General features: G+C 74.0%; 6 protein-coding genes. 4 read left to right on the forward strand and 2 right to left on the reverse strand.

The window, feature by feature from the left end; translation table 11 throughout:
* Window positions 1-21: 21 nt before the first annotated feature.
* The gene (locus tag O7612_RS10285) at window positions 22-16,185 is read left to right on the forward strand and encodes a type I polyketide synthase (protein ID WP_282272559.1); all 16,164 of its coding nucleotides are present in this window, start codon (window positions 22-24) and stop codon (window positions 16,183-16,185) included.
* An 11-nt stretch (window positions 16,186-16,196) separates the two neighbouring features.
* Window positions 16,197-17,102, forward strand: a complete 906-nt coding sequence (locus O7612_RS10290; protein ID WP_348774298.1) for a proline iminopeptidase-family hydrolase — start codon at window positions 16,197-16,199, stop codon at window positions 17,100-17,102.
* Window positions 17,103-17,131: 29 nt separating this feature from the next.
* On the opposite strand, the gene O7612_RS10295 is transcribed toward O7612_RS10290, so the two are convergent.
* Window positions 17,132-17,575 carry a helix-turn-helix domain-containing protein gene (locus O7612_RS10295; protein WP_282273869.1) on the reverse strand — a complete coding sequence of 148 codons (444 nt, stop codon included), beginning with the start codon at window positions 17,573-17,575 and terminating at the stop codon, window positions 17,132-17,134.
* 135 nt (window positions 17,576-17,710) lie between these two features.
* On the opposite strand from O7612_RS10295, the gene O7612_RS10300 reads away from it, so the two are divergent.
* The gene (locus O7612_RS10300) at window positions 17,711-18,577 is read left to right on the forward strand and encodes an aldo/keto reductase family oxidoreductase (RefSeq protein WP_282272563.1); all 867 of its coding nucleotides are present in this window, start codon (window positions 17,711-17,713) and stop codon (window positions 18,575-18,577) included.
* Window positions 18,578-18,740: 163 nt separating this feature from the next.
* Here the strand turns inward: O7612_RS10300 and O7612_RS10305 are convergent, their stop codons facing one another.
* Window positions 18,741-18,989, reverse strand: coding sequence for a phosphopantetheine-binding protein (locus tag O7612_RS10305; protein ID WP_282272565.1), 249 nt, complete (start codon window positions 18,987-18,989; stop codon window positions 18,741-18,743).
* A gap of 161 nt (window positions 18,990-19,150) precedes the next feature.
* On the opposite strand from O7612_RS10305, the gene O7612_RS10310 reads away from it, so the two are divergent.
* Window positions 19,151-20,746, forward strand: a complete 1,596-nt coding sequence (locus O7612_RS10310) for an AMP-binding protein (protein WP_282272567.1) — start codon at window positions 19,151-19,153, stop codon at window positions 20,744-20,746.
* The last annotated feature ends 176 nt before the right edge of the window (window positions 20,747-20,922 follow it).

Here is a 20,922-nt window from a genome sequence, read left to right on the forward strand (position 1 = left end):
AACGAGTTTGGTGAGGTTCCGATGTCGAACGAAGAGAAGCTCCTCGGGTACCTGAAGCGGGTCACCGCCGACCTGCACCGGACCCGGGAACGGCTGCGCGAGGTCGAGTCGCAGGAACAGGACCCGATCGCGATCGTCGGCATGGCCTGCCGCTACCCGGGCGGGGTCACCTCGCCCGAGGACCTGTGGCGGCTGGTCGCCGACGGCGTCGACGCCATCGGCGACTTCCCCACCGACCGGGGCTGGGACACCGCCGCCCTGTACGACGCCGACCCGGACGCCGCCGGCAGCAGCTACGTCCGGCAGGGCGGTTTCGTCCACGACGCCGCCGAGTTCGACGCCGAGTTCTTCGGCATCTCGCCCCGCGAGGCGTTGGCCATGGACCCGCAGCAGCGGCTGGTGTTGGAAGCGAGCTGGGAGGCGTGCGAGCGGGCCGGCGTCGACCCCGACTCGCTGCGCGGTGGGCCGGTCGGCGTCTTCGTCGGCTGTGGCGGCCAGGACTACTGGGACCGGCTCACCGTGCTGCCCGAGCCGGTCGAGGCGTACATGAGCACCGGCAGCTCCGGCGCGGTGATCTCCGGGCGGGTCGCGTACAGCATGGGGTTGGAGGGGCCGGCCGTCACGGTCAACACGGCCTGCTCGTCGTCGCTGGTCGCGCTGCACCTGGCCGCGCACGCGCTGCGGCAACGCGAGTGCGGTCTGGCGCTGGCCGGCGGTGTGACCGTGATGTCGACGCCCGGCTCGTTCGTCGCGTTCAGCCGGCAGCGGGGGCTGGCCGCCGACGGTCGCTGCAAGCCCTTCTCCGACGACGCCGACGGCACCGGCTGGGGCGAGGGCGTCGGCATGCTGCTGCTGGAACGCCTCTCCGACGCCCGACGCCACGGTCACCGGGTGCTCGCCGTCATCCGGGGCTCCGCGATCAACCAGGACGGCGCGTCCAACGGCCTGACCGCCCCCAACGGGGTGGCCCAGCAGCGCGTCATCCTCCAGGCGCTCGCCAACGCCGGGCTGACCTCCGGCGACGTCGACCTGATCGAGGCGCACGGCACCGGTACCACCCTCGGCGATCCGATCGAGGCCGAGGCGCTGATCGCCACGTACGGGCGGGACCGGCCGGCGGACCGGCCGCTCTGGCTCGGCTCGGTCAAGTCGAACATCGGCCACGCCCAGGCCGCCGCCGCCGTCAGCGGTGTGATCAAGCTGGTGATGGCGCTGCACCATGGCGTGCTGCCCAAGAGCCTGCACGTGGGCGTCCCCTCCACCCATGTGGACTGGTCCGCCGGCACCGTGCGGCTGCTCACCGAGGCACGGCGGTGGCCCGACCACGGCCAGCCGCGCCGGGGCGGGGTGTCGTCGTTCGGGGTGAGCGGCACCAACGGGCACGTGATCCTGGAGCAGGCCCCACCGGTCGAGGACGCCGAACCGGCCGGGGCCGCCGAGCCGCCGGTGGTGCTCTGGCCGCTGTCCGGCCGGTCGGCGGCGGCGCTGGCCGGGCAGGCGACGCGGCTGCGGGACTTCCTCACCGACGAACGCCCGGTGGACGTCGGATACTCGCTGGGCACCACCCGGGCCGCCTCGGCGTACCGGGGCGTGGTGCTCGGCGACGGCGTGGCCGGTCTGGAGGCGCTGGCGGCCGGTGGCGGCCTGGCGGGTCGAACCGTGGCCGGTCGGACGGCGGTGGTGTTCACGGGTCAGGGTGCGCAGCGGGTGGGGATGGGTCGTGACCTGGCGGTGGCGTTCCCGGTGTTCGCGCAGGCCCTGGACGAGGTGTGCGCCGCGTTTGGGCCGTTGTTGGACGGTGATCTGCGGGAGGTGATGTTCACCGACCCGGACGGTGTGCTCGATGAGACGGGGTGGACGCAGCCGGCGTTGTTCGCGGTCGAGGTGGCGTTGTTCCGGTTGGCGGAGTCGTGGGGTTTGAAGCCGGATTTCGTGGCGGGTCATTCGATCGGTGAGCTGGCTGCCGCACATGTGGCGGGGGTGTGGTCGTTGGAGGACGCGTGTCGGGTGGTGGCGGCGCGGGGTGGTCTGATGCAGGCGTTGCCTGCTGGTGGGGCGATGTTGGCGGTTGCTGCGCCGTTGGCGGAGCTGGATCTGGGTGACGTCGACGTGGCGGCGGTGAATGGTCCCCGGGCGGTGGTGGTGTCGGGCACCGAGGAGCGGGTCGCGGCGTTGGAGGCGTCTCTGGAGGTGAAGACGCGCCGGTTGCGGGTGTCGCATGCGTTCCACTCGCATCTGATGGATCCGATGCTCGCCGACTACGGGCGGGTGTTGGAGTCGGTGACCGCCAACCCGGCGGGTGTCCCGTTGGTGTCGACGGTGACCGGGGATCTGGCCGGCGATGACGAGTTGGGTTCGGTTGGGTACTGGCAGGGTCAGGTGCGGGGGACGGTGCGGTTCGCCGATGCGGTGGCTGCTCTGGCGGCGCGTGGGGTGACCCGGTTCGTGGAGATCGGGCCGGACAGTGTGCTGACCGCGATGGTCGCCGACTGCGTGGACGACGCCACCGCCATCGCGCTCCAGCGGCGCAAGCGCGAGCAGGTCGAGGCGTACGCCGTCGGCATGGCCCAGGCGTGGATCAGCGGCGTCGACCTGGACTGGGCGGCGGTCAACCCGGGTGGCCGGCAGGTCGACCTGCCCACCTACGCCTTCCAGCACCAGCGGTTCTGGCTGGACGCCCCGGCCGACCCCGGTGACGCCACCGCCATGGGCCTGGACTCCGCCGATCACCCGCTGCTCGGCGCGGCCGTCACCCTCGCCAACGCCGACGGAGCCGTCCTCACCGGCCGGCTCTCCCTCGACCGGCACCCGTGGCTCGCCGACCACGCCGTCGACGGCGCGGTGGTCTTCCCCGGCACCGGCTACGTGGACCTCGCCCTGCACGCCGGGGCGCAGGTCGGCGTCGAGACCGTCGACGAGTTGACCATCGAAGCCCCGCTGGTCCTGCCCGAACACGGTGGCGTCCAGCTCCAGGTCGTCGTCGGCCCCGCCGGCACCGACCACACCCGCACCCTCCAGGTGTACGCCCGCAGCGCCGACACCGACGCCCCGTGGACCCGGCACGCCAGCGGGGTGCTCGCCCCCGGCCCCCGTACCACCGGGACCGCCCTCACCCAGTGGCCGCCGACCGACGCCGAAGCGGTGCCCACCGACGACCTCTACCCGCACCTGGCGACCGGCGGCCTCGGCTACGGCCCGGTGTTCCGGGGCCTGCGCCGGGTCTGGCGGCGCGGCGACGAGTTCTACGCCGAGGCCACCCTGCCGGAGGGGGTCGACGCCGACGGGTTCGGCCTGCACCCCGCCGTGCTCGACGCCGGCCTGCACGCCCTCGGCCTCGCCGACGGGGACACCTTCCGGGGACTGCCGTTCGCCTGGACCGGCCTCACCCTGCACGCCACCGGCGCGGCCGGCATCCGGGTCCGGCTCACCCCGGTCGGCTCCGGGGTACGGGTGGCGGTCGCCGACGCGGTCGGCGCACCCGTCGCCACCATCGACTCGCTGGTGCTGCGCCCTGTCCAGGTGACCCGCCCCGGCGGGGTCGCCGACGCGCTGTTCGACCTCACCTGGCAGGAGATCGGCACCCCCACCGGCACGACCACCCCCAACTGGACCCGCCACCCGGCCACCGGCAGCGGGTCGGACCTCGCGCCGGCCGCCGCCGGGTCGGACCTGACCCCGGTCGCCGTCGGGGTCGATCCGGCGGGGCCGGGCACCGCCGACCTGCTGGTGCTGACCGCCGGGCTGACCGGGGACCCCGCCGGCCCGGAGGCGGTGCACGACGAGGTGAACCGGGTGCTCGGCCTGGTACAGCAGTGGCTTACCGGCCCGGACACCCAGCGGCTGGTGGTGCTCACCCGCCGTGCCGTCGGTGCCGACGTGACCGACCTGGCCGGGGCGGCGGTCTGGGGGCTGCTCCGCTCGGCGCAGGCCGAGAACCCGGACCGGCTGCTGCTGCTCGACACCGACACCGACCCCGCCGGGGACGTGACGTCGGCGCTCGCGCTGGCCCTGGCCACCGGTGAGCCGCAGGTACGGGTCCGCGACGGCGTGGTCTCGGTGCCCCGGCTCACCCGTCAGCCCGTCGAACCGGCCACCCCGGACGCCCCGCTGTTCGGCACCGGCACGGTGCTGGTCACCGGCGCGACCGGTGCGCTCGGCACGGCGGTGGCCCGGCACCTGGTGACCACGCACGGGGTCGCCCGGCTGCTGCTGGTGTCCCGCCGGGGCCCCGCCGCGCAGGGGGCCGACGACCTCGTCGCCGAGCTGACCGCGGCCGGCGCACAGGTCGAGCTGGTCGCCGCCGACGTGGCCGACCGGGCACAGGTGACGGCCCTCCTCGACGCCCGCACCGACCTGTCGGCGGTGGTGCACACCGCCGGCGTGCTCGACGACGGCGTGGTGTCGTCGCTGTCCACCGCCCGGCTGTCGGCGGTGCTGCGGCCCAAGGTGGATGCCGCGTGGCTGCTCGACGAGCTGACCCGGGACCGGGACCTGTCGGCGTTCGTGCTGTTCTCGTCGCTGTCCGGGGTGTTGGGTGCGCCGGGGCAGGGCAACTACGCGGCGGCGAACGCGTTCCTCGACGCGTTGGCGGTGTCGCGTCGCGTCGCCGGGCTGCCGGCGGTGTCGCTGGCGTGGGGCCTGTGGGGCGAGGGTTCGGCGATGACCGACCGGCTCGGCGACGCCGACCGGGAACGGATGTCCCGGGGCGGAGTGCTGCCGCTGGCCACCGCCGACGGGCTTGCCCTGCTCGACGCCGCCGTGGCCAACCCGTACCCGACCGCGGTGCCGGCCCGGCTCGACCTGGCCGCCCTGCGTACCCTCGGCGAGGACCTGCCGTTGCCGTTCCACGGCCTGGTCCGCCCGGCCCGGCGGACGGCCGCCCGCACCGCCGCCGGGGCCACCGGGTGGGCGGCGGACCTCGCCGCACTGTCCACCGAGGACCGCGAACGTGCCGCGACCGCCCTGGTCCTCAGCCAGGTGGCGGCGGTGCTCGGACACGCCTCCGCCGAACGGATCGACGCCGGCCGGGCGTTCCAGGAGCTGGGCTTCGACTCGCTCACCGCCGTCGAGCTGCGCAACGGGCTCTCCGCCGCCACCGGCCTGCGGCTGCCGGCCACCCTGATCTTCGACTACCCGTCGCCGCGTGACCTGGCCCGGCACCTGCTCAGCGAGATCGCCGGCCCGGACGCCGCCGACGCCGTCCGGAGGGTCGCCACGACCGTCGCCGACGACGAGCCGCTGGCGATCGTCGGGATGGCCTGCCGCTACCCCGGTGGCGTCACCTCACCCGAGGACCTGTGGCGGCTGATCGCCGACGGCGCGGACGCCATCGACGGCTTCCCGACGGACCGGGGCTGGGACCTGGCCCGGCTCTACGACCCGACCGGCACCCGCCCCGACACCTCGTACGTGGACCGGGGTGGTTTCCTCACCGGCGCCGCCGAGTTCGACCCGGTCTTCTTCGGCATCTCCCCCCGCGAAGCGGTGATCATGGACCCGCAGCAGCGGCTGCTGCTGGAGGTGTCGTGGGAGGCGTTCGAGCGGGCGGGCATCGACCCGGGCACCCTGCGCGGCTCGTCCACCGGCGTGTTCGCCGGGGTGATGTACCACGACTACGTCTCCGGGCACAGCTCCGGCAGTGTCGTCACCGGCCGGGTGGCGTACACGCTCGGGCTGGAGGGGCCGGCGGTGTCGGTCGACACGGCGTGTTCGTCGTCGTTGGTGGCGATGCATCTGGCGGGTCAGGCGTTGCGGTCGGGTGAGTGTGATCTGGCGTTGGCCGGTGGGGTGACGGTGATGGCGACGCCGGAGACGTTCGTGGAGTTCTCGCGGCAGCGGGGGTTGGCGTCGGATGGTCGGTGTAAGCCGTTCGCGGCGGCGGCGGACGGGACGGGCTGGTCCGAGGGTGTCGGGGTGTTGGTGTTGGAGCGGTTGTCCGACGCGGTGCGTAACGGGCACATGATCCTCGGTCTCGTCCGGGGTTCGGCGGTGAACCAGGATGGTGCGTCGAACGGGTTGACCGCGCCGAATGGTCCGGCGCAGCAGCGGGTGATTCGGCAGGCGTTGGCGAATGCGGGGGTGTCGGCGGCTGAGGTGGATGTGGTGGAGGCGCACGGTACGGGTACCACGTTGGGGGATCCGATTGAGGCGCAGGCGATTCTGGCGACGTATGGCCGGGATCGGGAGCAGCCGTTGTGGTTGGGGTCGGTGAAGTCGAATCTGGGTCATACGCAGGCTGCCGCCGGTGTGGCGGGGGTGATGAAGATGGTGTTGGCGATGCGGTACGGGGTGGTGCCGCGGACGTTGCACGTGGATGCGCCGAGTCCGCATGTGGACTGGTCGGCGGGTGACGTGCGGCTGGCCACCGAAGCCGTCGAGTGGGCGGTCGACGGCCGGCCGCGTCGGGCGGCGGTGTCGTCGTTCGGCATCAGCGGCACCAACGCCCACCTGATCCTGGAACAGGCCCCCGAGACCGCACCGCCCGCCCCGCCGGCCCCGACGCCGGTACCGCTGTGGCCGGTCTCCGGGCGGTCGACCAGCGGCCTCGCCGCCCAGGCCGCCCGCCTCGCCGACTTCCTCACCGACGCCGACCTGAACCCCGCCGACGTGGCGCTGACCCTCGGCACCGGCCGGGCGGCCCTGGAGCACCGGGGGGTGGCCGTCGGGGACGGCGTCACCGGCCTCCGTGCCCTCGCCGCCGGCCAGGGTGTGCACGGCCACCTGACCACGGGTCGGACGGCGGTGGTGTTCACGGGTCAGGGTGCGCAGCGGGTGGGGATGGGTCGTGAACTGGCGGAAGCGTTCCCGGTGTTCGCGCGGGCTCTGGACGAGGTGTGTGCCGCGTTCGCCCCGCTGCTGGGTGGTGATCTGCGGGAGGTGATGTTCACCGACCCGGATGGTGTGCTCGATGAGACGGGGTGGACGCAGCCGGCGTTGTTCGCGGTCGAGGTGGCGTTGTTCCGGTTGGCGGAGTCGTGGGGTTTGAAGCCGGATTTCGTGGCGGGTCATTCGATCGGTGAGCTGGCCGCCGCGCATGTGGCCGGGGTGTGGTCCCTGGATGACGCGTGCCGGGTGGTCGCGGCGCGGGGTGGGTTGATGCAGGCGTTGCCTGCTGGTGGGGCGATGTTGGCGATCGCCGCGCCGTTGGCGGAGCTGGACCTCGGTGACATCGACGTGGCGGCGGTGAACGGCCCCCGCGCGGTCGTCGTGTCCGGCAGCGAGGAACAGATCGCGGCGTTGGAGGCGTCTCTGGAGGTGAAGACGCGCCGGTTGCGGGTGTCGCACGCGTTCCACTCGCACCTGATGGATCCGATGCTGGCCGACTACGGGCGGGTGGTGGAGTCGGTGACCGCCAACCCGGCGGGTGTTCCGTTGGTGTCGACGGTGACCGGGGATCTGGCCGGCGATGACGAGTTGGGTTCGGTCGGGTACTGGCAGGGTCAGGTGCGGGGGACGGTGCGGTTCGCCGATGCGGTGGCGGCGTTGGCGGCGCGTGGGGTGACCCGGTTCGTGGAGATCGGGCCGGACAGTGTGCTGACCGGGATGGTCGGCGACTGTGTGGACGACGCGGTGGCGATCCCGTTGCAGCGGCGGGACCGGGAGCAGGTGCAGGCGTACGCCACCGGGATGGCGCAGGCCTGGACCAGCGGCGTCGACCTGGACTGGGCGGCGGTCAACCCCGGTGGCCGGCAGGTCGACCTGCCCACCTACGCCTTCCAACGCCAGCACTACTGGCTCTACGACCCGGCCCTGGTCGGTGCCGGCCTGCTCGCCGCCACCCACCCGCTGCTCGACGCCGCCGTACCACTGGCCAACACCGACGGTGTGGTCTTCACCGGTCGGTGGTCGGCGCACACCCACCCCTGGCTCGCCGACCACGCCGTCGGTGGCACCGTCGTGGTCCCCGGCACCGGCCTGGTCGAACTCGCCATCCACGCCGGTGACCAGGTCGGCACCGGCGTGCTCGACGAGTTGACCCTGCACGCGCCGCTCGTCGTCCCCGACGCCGGCAGCGTCGAGGTTCAGGTGGCCGTCGAGCCGCCCGACCCGACCGGGCGACGTGCCGTCCAGGTGCACTCGCGGGAACGGGACGACTCCCCGTGGACCCGGCACGCCACCGGTGTCCTCGTCGCCGGGGACACCCCCGGCGTCGCCCTCACCGCGTGGCCGCCCGCCGACGCCGAACCCGTCCCGTTGACCGGCCTCTACGACGACCTGGCCACCGGCGGGCTCGACTACGGCCCGGCCTTCCAGGGCCTGCGCCGCGCCTGGCGGGCCGGTGACGACCTCTTCGCCGAGGTCGACCTCCCCGAGAGTACGGAGCACGACGGCTACGGCCTGCACCCGGCGCTGTTCGACGCCGGCCTGCACGTCCTCACCCGCGCCGACGGCGACACCCACCGGGGCCTGCCGTTCGCCTGGTCGGGGGTGACGCTGCACGCCACCGGCGCGACCAGCCTCCGGGTCCGGCTCACCCCCGCCGGCTCCGGTGTCCGGATCGCGGTCGCCGACGCGCTCGGCGCACCCGTGGCCACCGTACGGTCGCTGGTGCTCCGCCCGGTGCAGGTCGCTACCGGCACCGGGGTCGCCGACGCGATCTTCGGCCTGGACTGGCAACCCGTCGCCGTCACTCCCTCGGCGACCGTCCCCACCTGGGCCTGGCACCCCGACACCACCCAGACCGGCGGGACGTCCGCCACGGCCACCGGCCCGGGTGCCGGCGACAACCCCACCGCCGGCCCGGCCGAACTGGTGGTGGTGCGCGCGGGCGGCACCGACGACGTGCACGCCGAGGTGAACCGGGTGCTGGGGATCGTCCAGCACCGGTTGGCCGCCGACGACGCCGCCCCGCTGGTCGTCCTCACCCGGTACGCCGTCGGCGACGAGGTGACCGACCTGGCCGGCGCGGCCGTCTGGGGGCTGCTGCGCTCCGCGCAGGCGGAGAACCCCGACCGGTTCCTCCTCGTCGACGCCGACACCGACCGGCTCGACGACGTCCTCCCGCTGGCCCTGGCCACCGGTGACCCGCAGGTGCTGGTGCGCGACGGTGTCGTCCGGGTGCCCCGGATCGCCCGGCGCACGCTGCCGGCGACGCCCCCGGAGGCACCGCGCTACGGCACCGGCACGGTGCTGGTCACCGGCGCGACCGGCGCGCTCGGCGCGGCGGTGGCCCGGCACCTGGTGACGGCGCACGGGGTGTCCCGGCTGCTGCTGCTGTCCCGTAGCGGTACGGCGGCGGCCGGTGCCGACGACCTCGTCGCCGAGCTGACCGGGGCCGGTGCGCGGGTCGACCTGCTCGCCTGCGACGTGGCCGACCGGGACCAGATGACCACCGTCCTGGCCGGCGTGCCGGACCTGTCGGCGGTGGTGCACACCGCCGGGGTGCTCGACGACGGAGTGGTCTCGTCGTTGACGCCGGCCCGGGTGTCCGGCGTGCTGCGGCCCAAGGTGGACGCGGCGGCGCTGCTGGACGAGCTGACCCGGGACCGGGACCTGTCGGCGTTCGTGCTGTTCTCCTCGCTGTCCGGGGTGCTGGGCGCACCCGGTCAGGGCAACTACGCGGCGGCGAACGCCTACCTCGACGCGCTCGCGGTGACCCGCCGCGCGGCGGGCCTGCCCGCGGTGTCGTTGGCCTGGGGACTGTGGGGCACCGGTTCGGCGATGACCGACCGGCTCGCCGACACCGACCGGGAACGGATGTCCCGGGGCGGGGTGCTGCCGTTCACGACGCGGGACGGGCTGGCGCTGCTCGACGCCGCCGTCGCCGGTGGCCCGGCCACCCTCGTCCCGGCCCGGCTCGACCTGCCCACCCTGCGGACCCTCGGGGACCGGCTGGCCCCGGTGCTGCGTGGGCTGGCCGGGTCGACCCGGCGTACCGCCGCCGCCGGCCCGGTCGACCGGCCGGGCAGCGGCTGGCTGGCCGGGTTGCCGGAGAGCGAGCGGGCCGGTGCCGTCCGGCACCTGGTGCACACCCACGTCGCCGCCGTGCTCGGCCTCCCCGGCCCGGAGGTGGTCGAGGCAGACCGCACCTTCCAGAGCCTCGGCTTCGACTCGCTCACCGCCGTCGAGCTGCGCAACGCGCTCTCCACCGCCGTCGACCTGCGGCTGCCGGCCACCCTGATCTTCGACTACCCGACGCCGGTGGACCTCGCCGGCTTCCTGTACGGCGAGCTGAGCGGCGCGCTCGACGTACCGCGGGAACGGCAGGGCGTCACCACGGCGTCCGGTGACGATCCGGTGGCGATCGTCGGGATGGCCTGCCGCTACCCCGGCGGGGTGTCCTCGCCGGAGGACCTGTGGCGGCTCGTCGTCGACGGCGTCGACGCCATCGACGGCTTCCCGACGGACCGGGGCTGGGACCTGGCCCGGCTCTACGACCCGACCGGCACCCGCCCCGACACCAGCTACGCCGACCAGGGCGGTTTCCTGCCCGGCGCGGCCGGCTTCGATCCGGCCTTCTTCGGCATCTCGCCGCGTGAGGCCGTGCTGATGGATCCGCAGCAGCGGCAACTGCTGGAGGTCTCCTGGGAGGCGTTCGAGCGGGCCGGCATCGACCCGTCCTCGGTGCGCGGCTCCGCCACCGGTGTGTTCGCCGGGCTGATGTACCACGACTACGTGACCGGGCACAGCGCCGGCAGCGTCGTCTCCGGGCGGATCGCCTACACCCTCGGCCTCGAAGGCCCTGCCGTCACCGTGGACACGGCGTGTTCGTCGTCGTTGGTGGCGATGCATCTGGCGGGTCAGGCGTTGCGGTCGGGTGAGTGTGATCTGGCGTTGGCCGGTGGGGTGACGGTGATGGCGACGCCGGAGACGTTCGTGGAGTTCTCGCGGCAGCGGGGGTTGGCGTCGGATGGTCGGTGCAAGCCGTTCGCGGCGGCGGCGGACGGGACGGGCTGGTCCGAGGGTGTCGGGGTGTTGGTGTTGGAGCGGTTGTCCGACGCCCGTCGGCACGGGCACATGATCCTCGGTCTCGTCCGGGGTTCGGCGGTGAACCAGGATGGTGCGTCGAACGGGTTGACCGCGCCGAATGGTCCGGCGCAGCAGCGGGTGATTCGGCAGGCGTTGGCGAATGCGGGGGTGTCGGCGGCTGAGGTGGATGTGGTGGAGGCGCACGGTACGGGTACCACGTTGGGGGATCCGATTGAGGCGCAGGCGATTCTGGCGACGTATGGCCGGGATCGGGAGCAGCCGTTGTGGTTGGGGTCGGTGAAGTCGAATCTGGGTCATACGCAGGCTGCCGCCGGTGTGGCCGGGGTGATGAAGATGGTGTTGGCGATGCGGTACGGGGTGGTGCCGCGGACGTTGCACGTGGATGCGCCGAGTCCGCATGTGGACTGGTCGGCGGGTGACGTGCGGCTGGCCACCGAAGCCGTCGAGTGGGCGGTCGACGGCCGGCCGCGTCGGGCGGCGGTGTCGTCGTTCGGCATCAGCGGCACCAACGCCCACGTCATCGTCGAGGAGTACCCGCAGCCGGTCGTGGCCCCCGAGCCGGCACCGGCACCGGCCGTGGCGCTCTGGCCGCTGGCCAGCCGGTCCACCACCGGCCTCACCGCCCAGGCCACCCGCCTGCGGGACTTCCTCACCGACGAACGTCCGGTCGACGTCGGGTACTCCCTGGCCACCGGCCGGGCGGCCCTGGACCACCGGGCCGTCGCCGTCGGCACGACGGCCGCCGACCTGGCCGCCGGCCTGGAGGCCCTGACCGCCGGTGGCGGCGTGTCGGGTCGGGTCACCACGGGTCGGACGGCGGTGGTGTTCACCGGTCAGGGTGCGCAGCGGGTGGGGATGGGTCGTGACCTGGCGGCGGCGTTCCCGGTGTTCGCTGCTGCCCTGGACGAGGTGTGTGCCGCGTTCGCCCCGCTGCTGGGTGGTGATCTGCGGGAGGTGATGTTCACCGATCCGGACGGGGTGCTCGATCGGACGGGGTGGACGCAGCCCGCGTTGTTCGCGGTCGAGGTGGCGTTGTTCCGCCTCGCCGAGTCGTGGGGGTTGAAGCCGGACTTCGTGGCCGGTCACTCGATCGGTGAGCTGGCCGCCGCCCACGTGGCCGGGGTGTGGTCCCTGGCGGACGCGTGCCGGGTGGTCGCGGCCCGTGGTGGGTTGATGCAGGCGTTGCCTGCGGGTGGGGCGATGTTGGCGATCGCCGCGCCGTTGGCGGAGCTGGATCTGGGTGACGTCGACGTGGCGGCGGTCAACGGTCCCCGCGCGGTCGTCGTGTCCGGCACGGAGGAGCGGGTCGCGGCGTTGGAGGCGTCTCTGGAGGTGAAGACGCGCCGGTTGCGGGTGTCGCACGCGTTCCACTCGCACCTGATGGATCCGATGCTGGCCGACTACGGGCGGGTGGTGGAGTCGGTGACCGCCAACCCGGCGGGTGTTCCGTTGGTGTCGACGGTGACCGGGGATCTGGCCGGCGATGACGAGTTGGGTTCGGTCGGGTACTGGCAGGGTCAGGTGCGGGGGACGGTCCGGTTCGCCGATGCGGTGGCGGCGTTGGCGGCGCGTGGGGTGACCCGGTTCATCGAGATCGGGCCGGACAGTGTGCTGACCGCGATGGTCGCCGACTGTGTGGACGACGCGGTGGCGATTCCGTTGCAGCGGCGTGCCGGCGGCCGGGTGCGGTCCGGGACCGTCGGTCCGGTGCGGCGGGACGCGGAGGACCAGGTGGTGGCGTACGCCACCGGGATGGCCCGGGCCTGGACCAGCGGCGTCGACCTGGACTGGGCGGCGGTCAACCCGGGCGGTCGGCAGGTCGACCTGCCCACCTACGCCTTCCAGCACCAGCACTACTGGATGCGGGACACCGACGCCGAGCGGGACGTGGTGGCCGCCGGGCTGCTCGACGCCGCCCATCCACTGCTGTCGGCGGTCACCACACTGCCCGACACCGACGGGCTGATCGCCACCGGGCTGCTGTCCCGGCGTACCCACCCGTGGCTGGCCGGGCACGCGCTGGGCGAGACGGTCGTGCTGCCCGGCACCGGGCTGGTGGAACTCGTCATCCGGGCCGGGGACCACGTCGGCTGCGCCCGGCTCGCCGAACTCACCCTCCAGGCCCCGCTGGTCGTCCCGGACGACGACGGCGTGCAGGTGCAGGTGGCCGTGGGCGCCCCCGGCGACGACGGCGGACGGCCGGTGACCGTCTACTCCCGGCACCGCGACGCGCCGTGGACCCGGCACGCCACCGGGCTGCTCACCCCGACCCCGGCCAGCCCACCGGCCGACCCGTCGACCGCCTGGCCGCCACCCGCCGCCACCCCCGTCGAGATCGACGGGCTGTACGAGCGGATGGCCGACGCGGGCCTGGTCTACGGGCCGGTCTTCCAGGGCCTGCGGGCCGCGTGGCGGCACGGCGACGAGGTGTACGCCGAGGTCGCGCTGCCCGCCGACGTGCTCGACACCGAGCGGTTCCACCTGCATCCGGCACTGTTCGACGCGGCCCTGCACGCCGTCGGGCTCACCCGGGGCGAGGGAGCCACCGCCGTCCCGTTCGCCTGGACCGGGGTGACCGTCCACGTCACCGGTGCGGACGCCCTGCGGGTCACCGTCACCCCCGTCGGCCCCGACCAGGTCGCCCTCACCCTCGCCGACCGGGACGGCGCACCCGTCGCCCGGGTCGACTCGCTGGTGCTGCGGGAGATCGACGCGGGCCAGCTCGCCGCCGCCCGCACCGGCCGGCAGGAGCACCTCTACCGGGTCGACTGGACCCCGGTGCCGCTGCCCGCCACCCCGGCGACCGGCCGTTGGGCGCTGGTCGGGGTCGACGAGTTCAAGGTGTCCGCCGCGCTCGACACCGTCGGGTTGCGTGCCGAGACCCACCCCGACCTGGCCGCCCTCGCGGCTGCCCTGGACGCGGGCGGGTCCGTGCCGGACGTGGTGCTGGTGGCCAGCGTGCAACCCGACTCCCGGGACCTCGCCGCCGGGGCCCGGCACACCACCGGGCAGCTGCTCACCCTGCTCCAGGGCTGGCTCGCCGACGAGCGGCTGGCCTCGTCCCGGCTGCTGGTGCTCACCCGGGGTGCCCAGGGCACCCCGGTCACCGAACCGGCCGCCGCGGCGGCGTGGGGGCTGGTCCGGTCCGCCCAGTCGGAGAACCCGGACCGGATCGTCCTGGTCGACCTCGACGACCACGACGGGTCGGCGCAGGCCCTCCCGGCGGTTCTGGCCGGCGGTGAACCGCAGCTGGTCGTCCGGGAGGGCGTCGCGCACGCCGCCCGGCTGACCCCCGCCGCCGCGCCCGACGGCACCCCCGGCAGTGTCTTCACCGCCGAGGGCACCGTCCTGCTCACCGGGGCCGGCGGCACCCTCGGCCGGCTCGTCGCCCGGCACCTGGTCGACGCGTACGGGGTGCGGCACCTGCTGCTGGCCAGCCGGCGCGGCCCCGACGCGGACGGGATGGCCGCGCTGCGCGCGGAGCTCACCGCCGCCGGGGCGGAGGTCACCGTGGCCGCCTGCGACCTGGCCGACCGGGACGCGGTCGCCGCGCTGCTCGCCGGGGTGCCCGTCGACCACCCGTTGACCGGGGTGGTGCACGCCGCCGGGGTGCTCGACGACGGGATCATCCCGTCGCTGACCCGGGACCGCCTCGACGCGGTGCTGCGCCCCAAGGTCGACGCCGCCACCCACCTGCACGAGCTGACCCGCGACGCGGGGCTCACCGCGTTCGTGTTGTTCTCCTCGGCGGCCGGGGTGCTCGGTGGGCCGGGGCAGGGCAACTACGCGGCGGCGAACGCCTTCCTCGACGCACTGGCCGGTGCGCGGCGGGCGGTCGGGCTGCCCGCCCAGTCCCTGGCCTGGGGGCCGTGGGCCGGCGGCGGGATGGCCGAGGGCCTCGGCGGCACCGACCGGGCACGGATGTCCCGGGGCGGGGTGCTGCCGATGTCCACCGGGGAGGGGCTGGCGCTGCTGGACGCGGCGCTGGCCCGCACCGAGGCGGTGCTCGTCCCGCTCAAGGCCGACCTGGGCATCCCGGCGGGCGGCGAGGTGCCGCCGATCCTGCGGACCCTGGTCGCCCCGACCAGGCGGGCCGCGTCGGGTACGAACCGGCCCGACCCGGCGGCGCTGCGGCGTACGCTCGGCGGGCTCGACGCCGACGGGCAGCAGGCGCTGCTGCGTGACCTGGTGCGGGCGCGCGCCGCGGCGGTGCTCGGCCACGGCGGCGCCGACGACCTCGACCCGGCGCTGCGCTTCGTCGAACTGGGCTTCGATTCGCTCACCGCGATGGAGCTGCGTACCGCCCTCAACGAGGCGACCGGCCTGCGGCTGGCCACCGGGGTGGTCTTCGACCACGGCAGCGTCGACGAACTCGCCACCCTGCTGCGGACCGAGCTGGCCGCACCGCCGGCCGAGGACCGGGCCGGTACGCCCGACGCCGCCGCCGATTCGATGAGCGCGTTGTTCGGCACCGCCGTTCGGGGCGGTCGGGTACAGCAGGGCCTGGCGTTGCTGCACGCGGTGGCCGACATCCGGCCCAGCTTCGACGGGCCGGCCGACCTGCCGCAGATCCCCGCCCCCCGGCGGCTCGCCCGCGGTGACCGGGGACCGGCGATCGTCTGCTTCCCGTCGCCGATGGCCCTCGGCGGTGACCAGCAGTACGCCCGGTTCACCGCCGAGTTCGGTGGTACCCGGGACGTGTGGACCCTGCCGGTGCCCGGCTTCGGCCGCGACGACAGCCTGCCCGCCTCCGCCGACGCGGCGGTGCGGGTGTTCGCCGAGATGGTCCGCCCGATCGCCGAGCAGGGGCCGTACGTCATCGTCGGCTACTCCTCCGGCGGCCTGTTCGCCCACGCCACCGCCGGTCTGCTGGCTCAGCAGGGGCACGGCCCGACCGGGGTGGTGCTGCTGGACACCTACCTGACCACCGGCAGCACCACGGCGACGTTCTTCACCCACATGCTCGAATCGCTGCTGGCCAAGGAGGCCACCTTCGGCGAGTTCAGCAGTGCCCGGCTCTCGGCGATGGGCCGCTACATCCGGTTGCTGGAGAGCTGCCCGGTGGAGGCGATCGACCCGCCGGTGCTCTTCGTCCGGCCGCAGGAGTCGATCGTGGCCGGTGGCAACGACGACGGGTGGCGGGCCACCTGGGAGACCCCGCACACGCTCCGGGAGGTGCCCGGCGACCACTTCACCATGATGGAGGGTCGGGTCGGCACGACCGCCGAGGTGGTACGGGACTGGATCGCGCAGTGACGACAGCGGGAGTGGACGACATGACACTGGCACCGACCGTCAAGGGCACCGTCGAGTTCGGCGCGTACCGGACCTGGTACCGGGTCACCGGTGAGCTGCCCGGCGACCGGCCGCCGCTGGTGGTGCTGCACGGCGGCCCGGGGAGCAGCCACGACTACCTGCTCAACCTGGCCGGGCTGAGCCGCTCCGGCCGGCCGGTGGTGCACTACGACCAGCTCGGCAACGGCGGCTCCACCCACCTGCGGGACCGGGGGGCGGACTTCTGGACGGTGGAGCTGTTCCTCGACGAGCTGGACAACCTGCTGGGCCGGCTCGGCATCGCCGAGGAGTACGTGCTGTTCGGGCAGTCCTGGGGCGGGGTGCTGGCGGCGGCGCACGCGGTGCGGCGGCCGGCCGGGCTGCGGGGTCTGGTGATCGCCAACGCGCCCGCGTCGTACCCGCTGTGGCTGACGGAGCTGGACGTGCTGCGGGCGGCGCTGCCACCCGGGGTGGACGCGACGCTGCGCCGGCACGAGGCCGCCGGCACCACCGACAGCCCGGCCTACAAGGCCGCCATGATGGTCTTCTACCAACGCCACGTCTGCCGGTGCAAGCCGCTGCCACCGGAGCTGATGGCCACCTTCATGGAGATCAACAGCGATCCGACGGTGTACCACACGATGAACGGGCCGAGCGAGTTCTGCGTCACCGGTACGCTGCGCGACTACTCGCTGGTCGACCGGCTGCCGCAGATCGACACGCCGACACTGGTGATCACCGGCGAGCACGACGAGGTCACCCCGGCGGCGGCACGGCCCTTCGCCGACCTCGTCCCCGGGGCGCACTGGGAGATCATCGAGGGTGCCAGCCACCTGCCCCACCTGGAGACCCCGCAGCGGTTCACCGAGCTGCTGACCCAGTTCCTCGACAAGCTCTGAGCCGGCCGGCACGGCGTCCGCGCCGCCGGTCAGGCGGTGCGGGCGTCGTACGTCGCCCGGTGGGCGGACACCTCGTCCATGTGCGTCTCGGCCCACCCCTTGAGGCCACGGATCACCTGGTGCAGGGAGAGGCCGAGGCCGGTCAGCTCGTAGGTGACGGTGACCGGCACCGTCGGCGTGACGGTGCGGGTGACCAACCCGTCCCGTTCCAACGACCGCAGCGTCTGGGTGAGCATCTTCTGGCTGACCCCGGCCAGCAGGCGGGCCAGCTCGGAGTAGCGCATCGGGCGGGGCTCGCCGGAGCAGTCGGCGCCGAACGGGTGCGAGCCGTCGCTGCGCAGGGCGGCCAGCACCAGCACCACCCACTTGTCGGAGATCCGGTCGAGCAGGTCGCGGCTGGGGCACTGCGCCACGAACGCGTCGTACTCCGCCTTGGCCCGGGACCGCTGCTGGGCCGCCGTCATCGTCGTCATCGCCTCGTCCTTCCTCGCCGGTACGTTACGCACCTGCGGGTGCCTACTTCCCGTCAGGAAGCTACCTGGCGATAGTGGAACCGGCACCTGCCAGGCACCACCTGGCTCGACGACGAATATCCGAGGTATCCGAAAATGTCCTCCATGTCCCTTCCCGGCGGCACCTGGACGCTGGGCGATCTGACGGTCACCCGGTTCGGCTACGGCGCCATGCAGCTCGCCGGTCCCGGGGTGATGGGGCCGCCGGCCGACCCCGAGGGCGCACGCGCCGTCCTCCGGGAGGCGGTGGCCCTCGGCGTCACCCACATCGACACCAGCGACGCCTACGGTCCCCACGTCACCAACGAGTTGATCCGGACAGCGCTGCACCCGTACCCGGAGGCGCTGCACATCGTGACCAAGGTCGGCGCGACCCGCGACCCGCAGGGCGGGTGGCCCCCGGCCCGGCAGCCGGCCCAGCTGCGCCGGGCCGTGCACGAGAACCTCACCAACCTCGGCCTCGACGTGCTCGACCTGGTCAACCTCCGGCTCGGCGACGCCCAGGGGCCCCGGCCCGGCTCGCTCGCCGAGGCGTTCGGGACGCTCGCCGAACTCCGCGAGGAGGGCCTGATCCGGCATCTCGGGGTGAGCAACGCGACGGCGGAACAGGTCGTCGAGGCGCAGCGGATCGCGCCGGTCGTGTGCGTGCAGAACCTGTACAACCTCGCCTACCGCCACGACGACGCGCTGATCGACGACCTGGCCGAGCAGGGGGTTGCCTACGTGCCGTTCTTCCCGCTCGGCGGCTTCAGCCCGTTGCAGTCCGCGGCGCTCTCGGCCGTGGCCGCCCGACTGGACGCGACGCCGATGTCGGTCGCCCTGGCCTGGCTGCTGCACCGGTCACCGAACATCCTGCTCATCCCCGGCACCTCGTCGGTGGCCCACCTGCGGGAGAACGTCGTCGGCGCGGGGCTCGCCCTGTCGGCCGAGGACCTCGCCGAGCTGGACAAGATCGGCCGCTGACCGGACGCCCCACCGGCCCCTGGCGCGGGCCGGCGGACGCCCGACGAGGTGGCCGTGACCGGGGGAGTGGGCACCGGCCCCGGGGGCGCGGGCCGGCCTCCCCGGCGGTGCGCAGAGGTCCCCGGCCGGATCCGGCCGGGGACCTCTGCGCACCTCGGGTCGCTCAGACGGGAGCACCGAGCAGCTCGGTCATGACCCCCCACAACGTCTGCGGGGTGGCGAACGTCTCCATCGACATCGCCTCGTCGACGAACCGCACATTGTACTCGCTCTCGAGCGTCGCCAGCAGTTCGACCATGGCGAGGGAGTCCAGGCCCGAGTCGCGCAGGCTGGCGTCGCCCAGCAGGGGCTCCTCGGCGTCGAGGAAGGGCAGGTGCTGGCGCAGGATGGCCTCGAACCGTTGATCCCACATGTCCGCGATTCCTTCCGGTGCAGGGTGAGGAAATCAGCTAACAACGGCCGTCAGGCGGTGACGACCCGACAAATTTCCGGTCACCGGCGGGCCGGGGTAAGGGGCGGCTAGGGGGGTCGATGCGGGTGGGCCGGGCCGGGGCCGCCACTACGCTCCGGGCCATGAGTCGAGAGAACTTCGCGCGCACGCACGCCTCGGTGGAGACGCTGCACGAGTTCCTGTTGGCGGGCGCCCGGCTGACGCCCGACAAGCCGGCCGTCATCCACGTCGTCGGCGGCGAGGTCGGCTCCATCTCGTACCGTCAGCTCGCCCAGCGGGTCGACGGCTACGCCGCCGCTCTCGACCAGCTCGGCCTGGACATCGGCGACCGGGTGATCCTGGAGTCGGACACCTCCCCGACCGCCATCGCCGTCTTCCTGGCCTGCTCCTCGCTGGGTCTGACGTTCATCCCGGTCAGCCCGGAGACGCCGGCCCAGCGGCTCGCGCTGATCGCCGAGAGCACCGCGGCGGCCCTGCACCTGCAACCCGTCGACGGACGCCGGGACGCGGTGCCCGCGCCGCTGGGCACCGCCCGGTTCGGCCCGGACGGCATCCAGGTCGAACGGTCGCCCGCGCCGCGCACCCGGCACCGCCGCGAGCTGGTGCCCACCGACCCGGCTTACATGATCTTCACGTCGGGCACCACCGGCCGCCCCAAGGGCGTGGTGATGAGCCACCGTGGCGTGCTCGCCTTCTTCCGGGGCATGCTCCGGCACGGCATCGTCTCCGCCGAGGACCGGGTCGCCACCACCTCTCCGCTCCAGTTCGACTTCTCGCTGCTCGACATCGGCCTGGCCCTGGGCAGCGGCGCGGCCGTGGTGCCGGTGCCCAGGTCCCTGCTGCGCTGGCCGCGTCGCTTCGTGCAGTTCCTCGCCGACAGCGGCGCCACCCAGGTCAACGGGGTTCCGTCGATCTGGCGGGGGGTGCTGCGGCACGAGTTCGCCGGGCTGGCCGCGCTCGGCGAGCAGATCCGTGGGGTGCTCTACTCCGGGGAGAACTTCCCCCTGCCGGAGATGCGCGAGCTGCAACGTGCCCTGCCGCGCGCCCGGGTGGTCAACTGCTTCGGCAGCAGCGAGTCCATCGCCGCGTCGTTCACCGACGTACCGAACCCGCTGCCCGCGGAGGTCGACCGGATCTCCATCGGCCACGCCCACCCGGGTGCCGAGATGCTGCTGATCGACGAGGACGGCCGTCCGGTCGACTCCCCGGGGGTGGTCGGGCAGATCCACCTGCGCAGCGCCGCCCTGTTCCACGGCTACTGGAACGACCCGGAGGCCACCGCCGCCGCGCTGGTCCCCGACCCGCTCAACCCGGCCACCGGGCAGGTCGTCTTCCGCACCGGGGACCTGGCGTACCGGGGGGAGGGCGGCGAACTGTACTTCATCGGCCGGGTCGACTCGCTGGTCAAGGTCCGCGGCAACCGGGTCGAACTGGGTGAGGTGGAACGCCGGGTCCGGGACTTCCCGGGCATCGCCGGGGCCGCCGCGCTGATGCTGCCCCAGGACGGCAAGGACCCGGTGCTGGCCGTGTTCGTCGTGCTCGACGAGGGCGTGACCGGCGTGGAGGAGATGGAGCTGGGCGCGTTCTGCCTGGAGGCGCTGCCCGACTACATGGTGCCGCAGCAGGTGCGGGTCCTCGACGAGCTGCCGGTCAACGCCAACGGCAAGGTCGACCGCCGGCTGCTCGCCGCCCGTGCCGGGCAGCCCACGCGGAGCTGATCCGGCCCCTGACGGCCCCTGGCCGGTCCCTTCAGGAGGGGGACCGGCCAGGGGTTTTCTACGCCCCCGCCCTTCCCCGCCCCCCGCCCTTCCCCGCCCCCCGCCTGTCCCCGCCCCCCGCCTGTCCCCGCCCCCCGCCTGTCCCTTCCCCGCCCGAGCCTGCGCCCAAATGGCGC

The sequence above is a fragment of the Micromonospora sp. WMMD987 genome (genome assembly GCF_029581435.1).
GTDB classification, from domain to species: domain Bacteria; phylum Actinomycetota; class Actinomycetes; order Mycobacteriales; family Micromonosporaceae; genus Micromonospora; species Micromonospora rifamycinica.

Excerpts from the sequence above, each read along its gene's own strand:
- O7612_RS10300 (WP_282272563.1), top strand. The coding sequence starts at position 17,711 with ATGTCCTCCATGTCCCTTCCCGGCGGCACCTGGACGCTGGGCGATCTG.
- O7612_RS10305 (WP_282272565.1), bottom strand. The coding sequence starts at position 18,989 with ATGTGGGATCAACGGTTCGAGGCCATCCTGCGCCAGCACCTGCCCTTC.
- O7612_RS10285 (WP_282272559.1), top strand. The coding sequence starts at position 22 with ATGTCGAACGAAGAGAAGCTCCTCGGGTACCTGAAGCGGGTCACCGCC.
- O7612_RS10310 (WP_282272567.1), top strand. The coding sequence starts at position 19,151 with ATGAGTCGAGAGAACTTCGCGCGCACGCACGCCTCGGTGGAGACGCTG.
- O7612_RS10295 (WP_282273869.1), bottom strand. The coding sequence starts at position 17,575 with ATGACGACGATGACGGCGGCCCAGCAGCGGTCCCGGGCCAAGGCGGAG.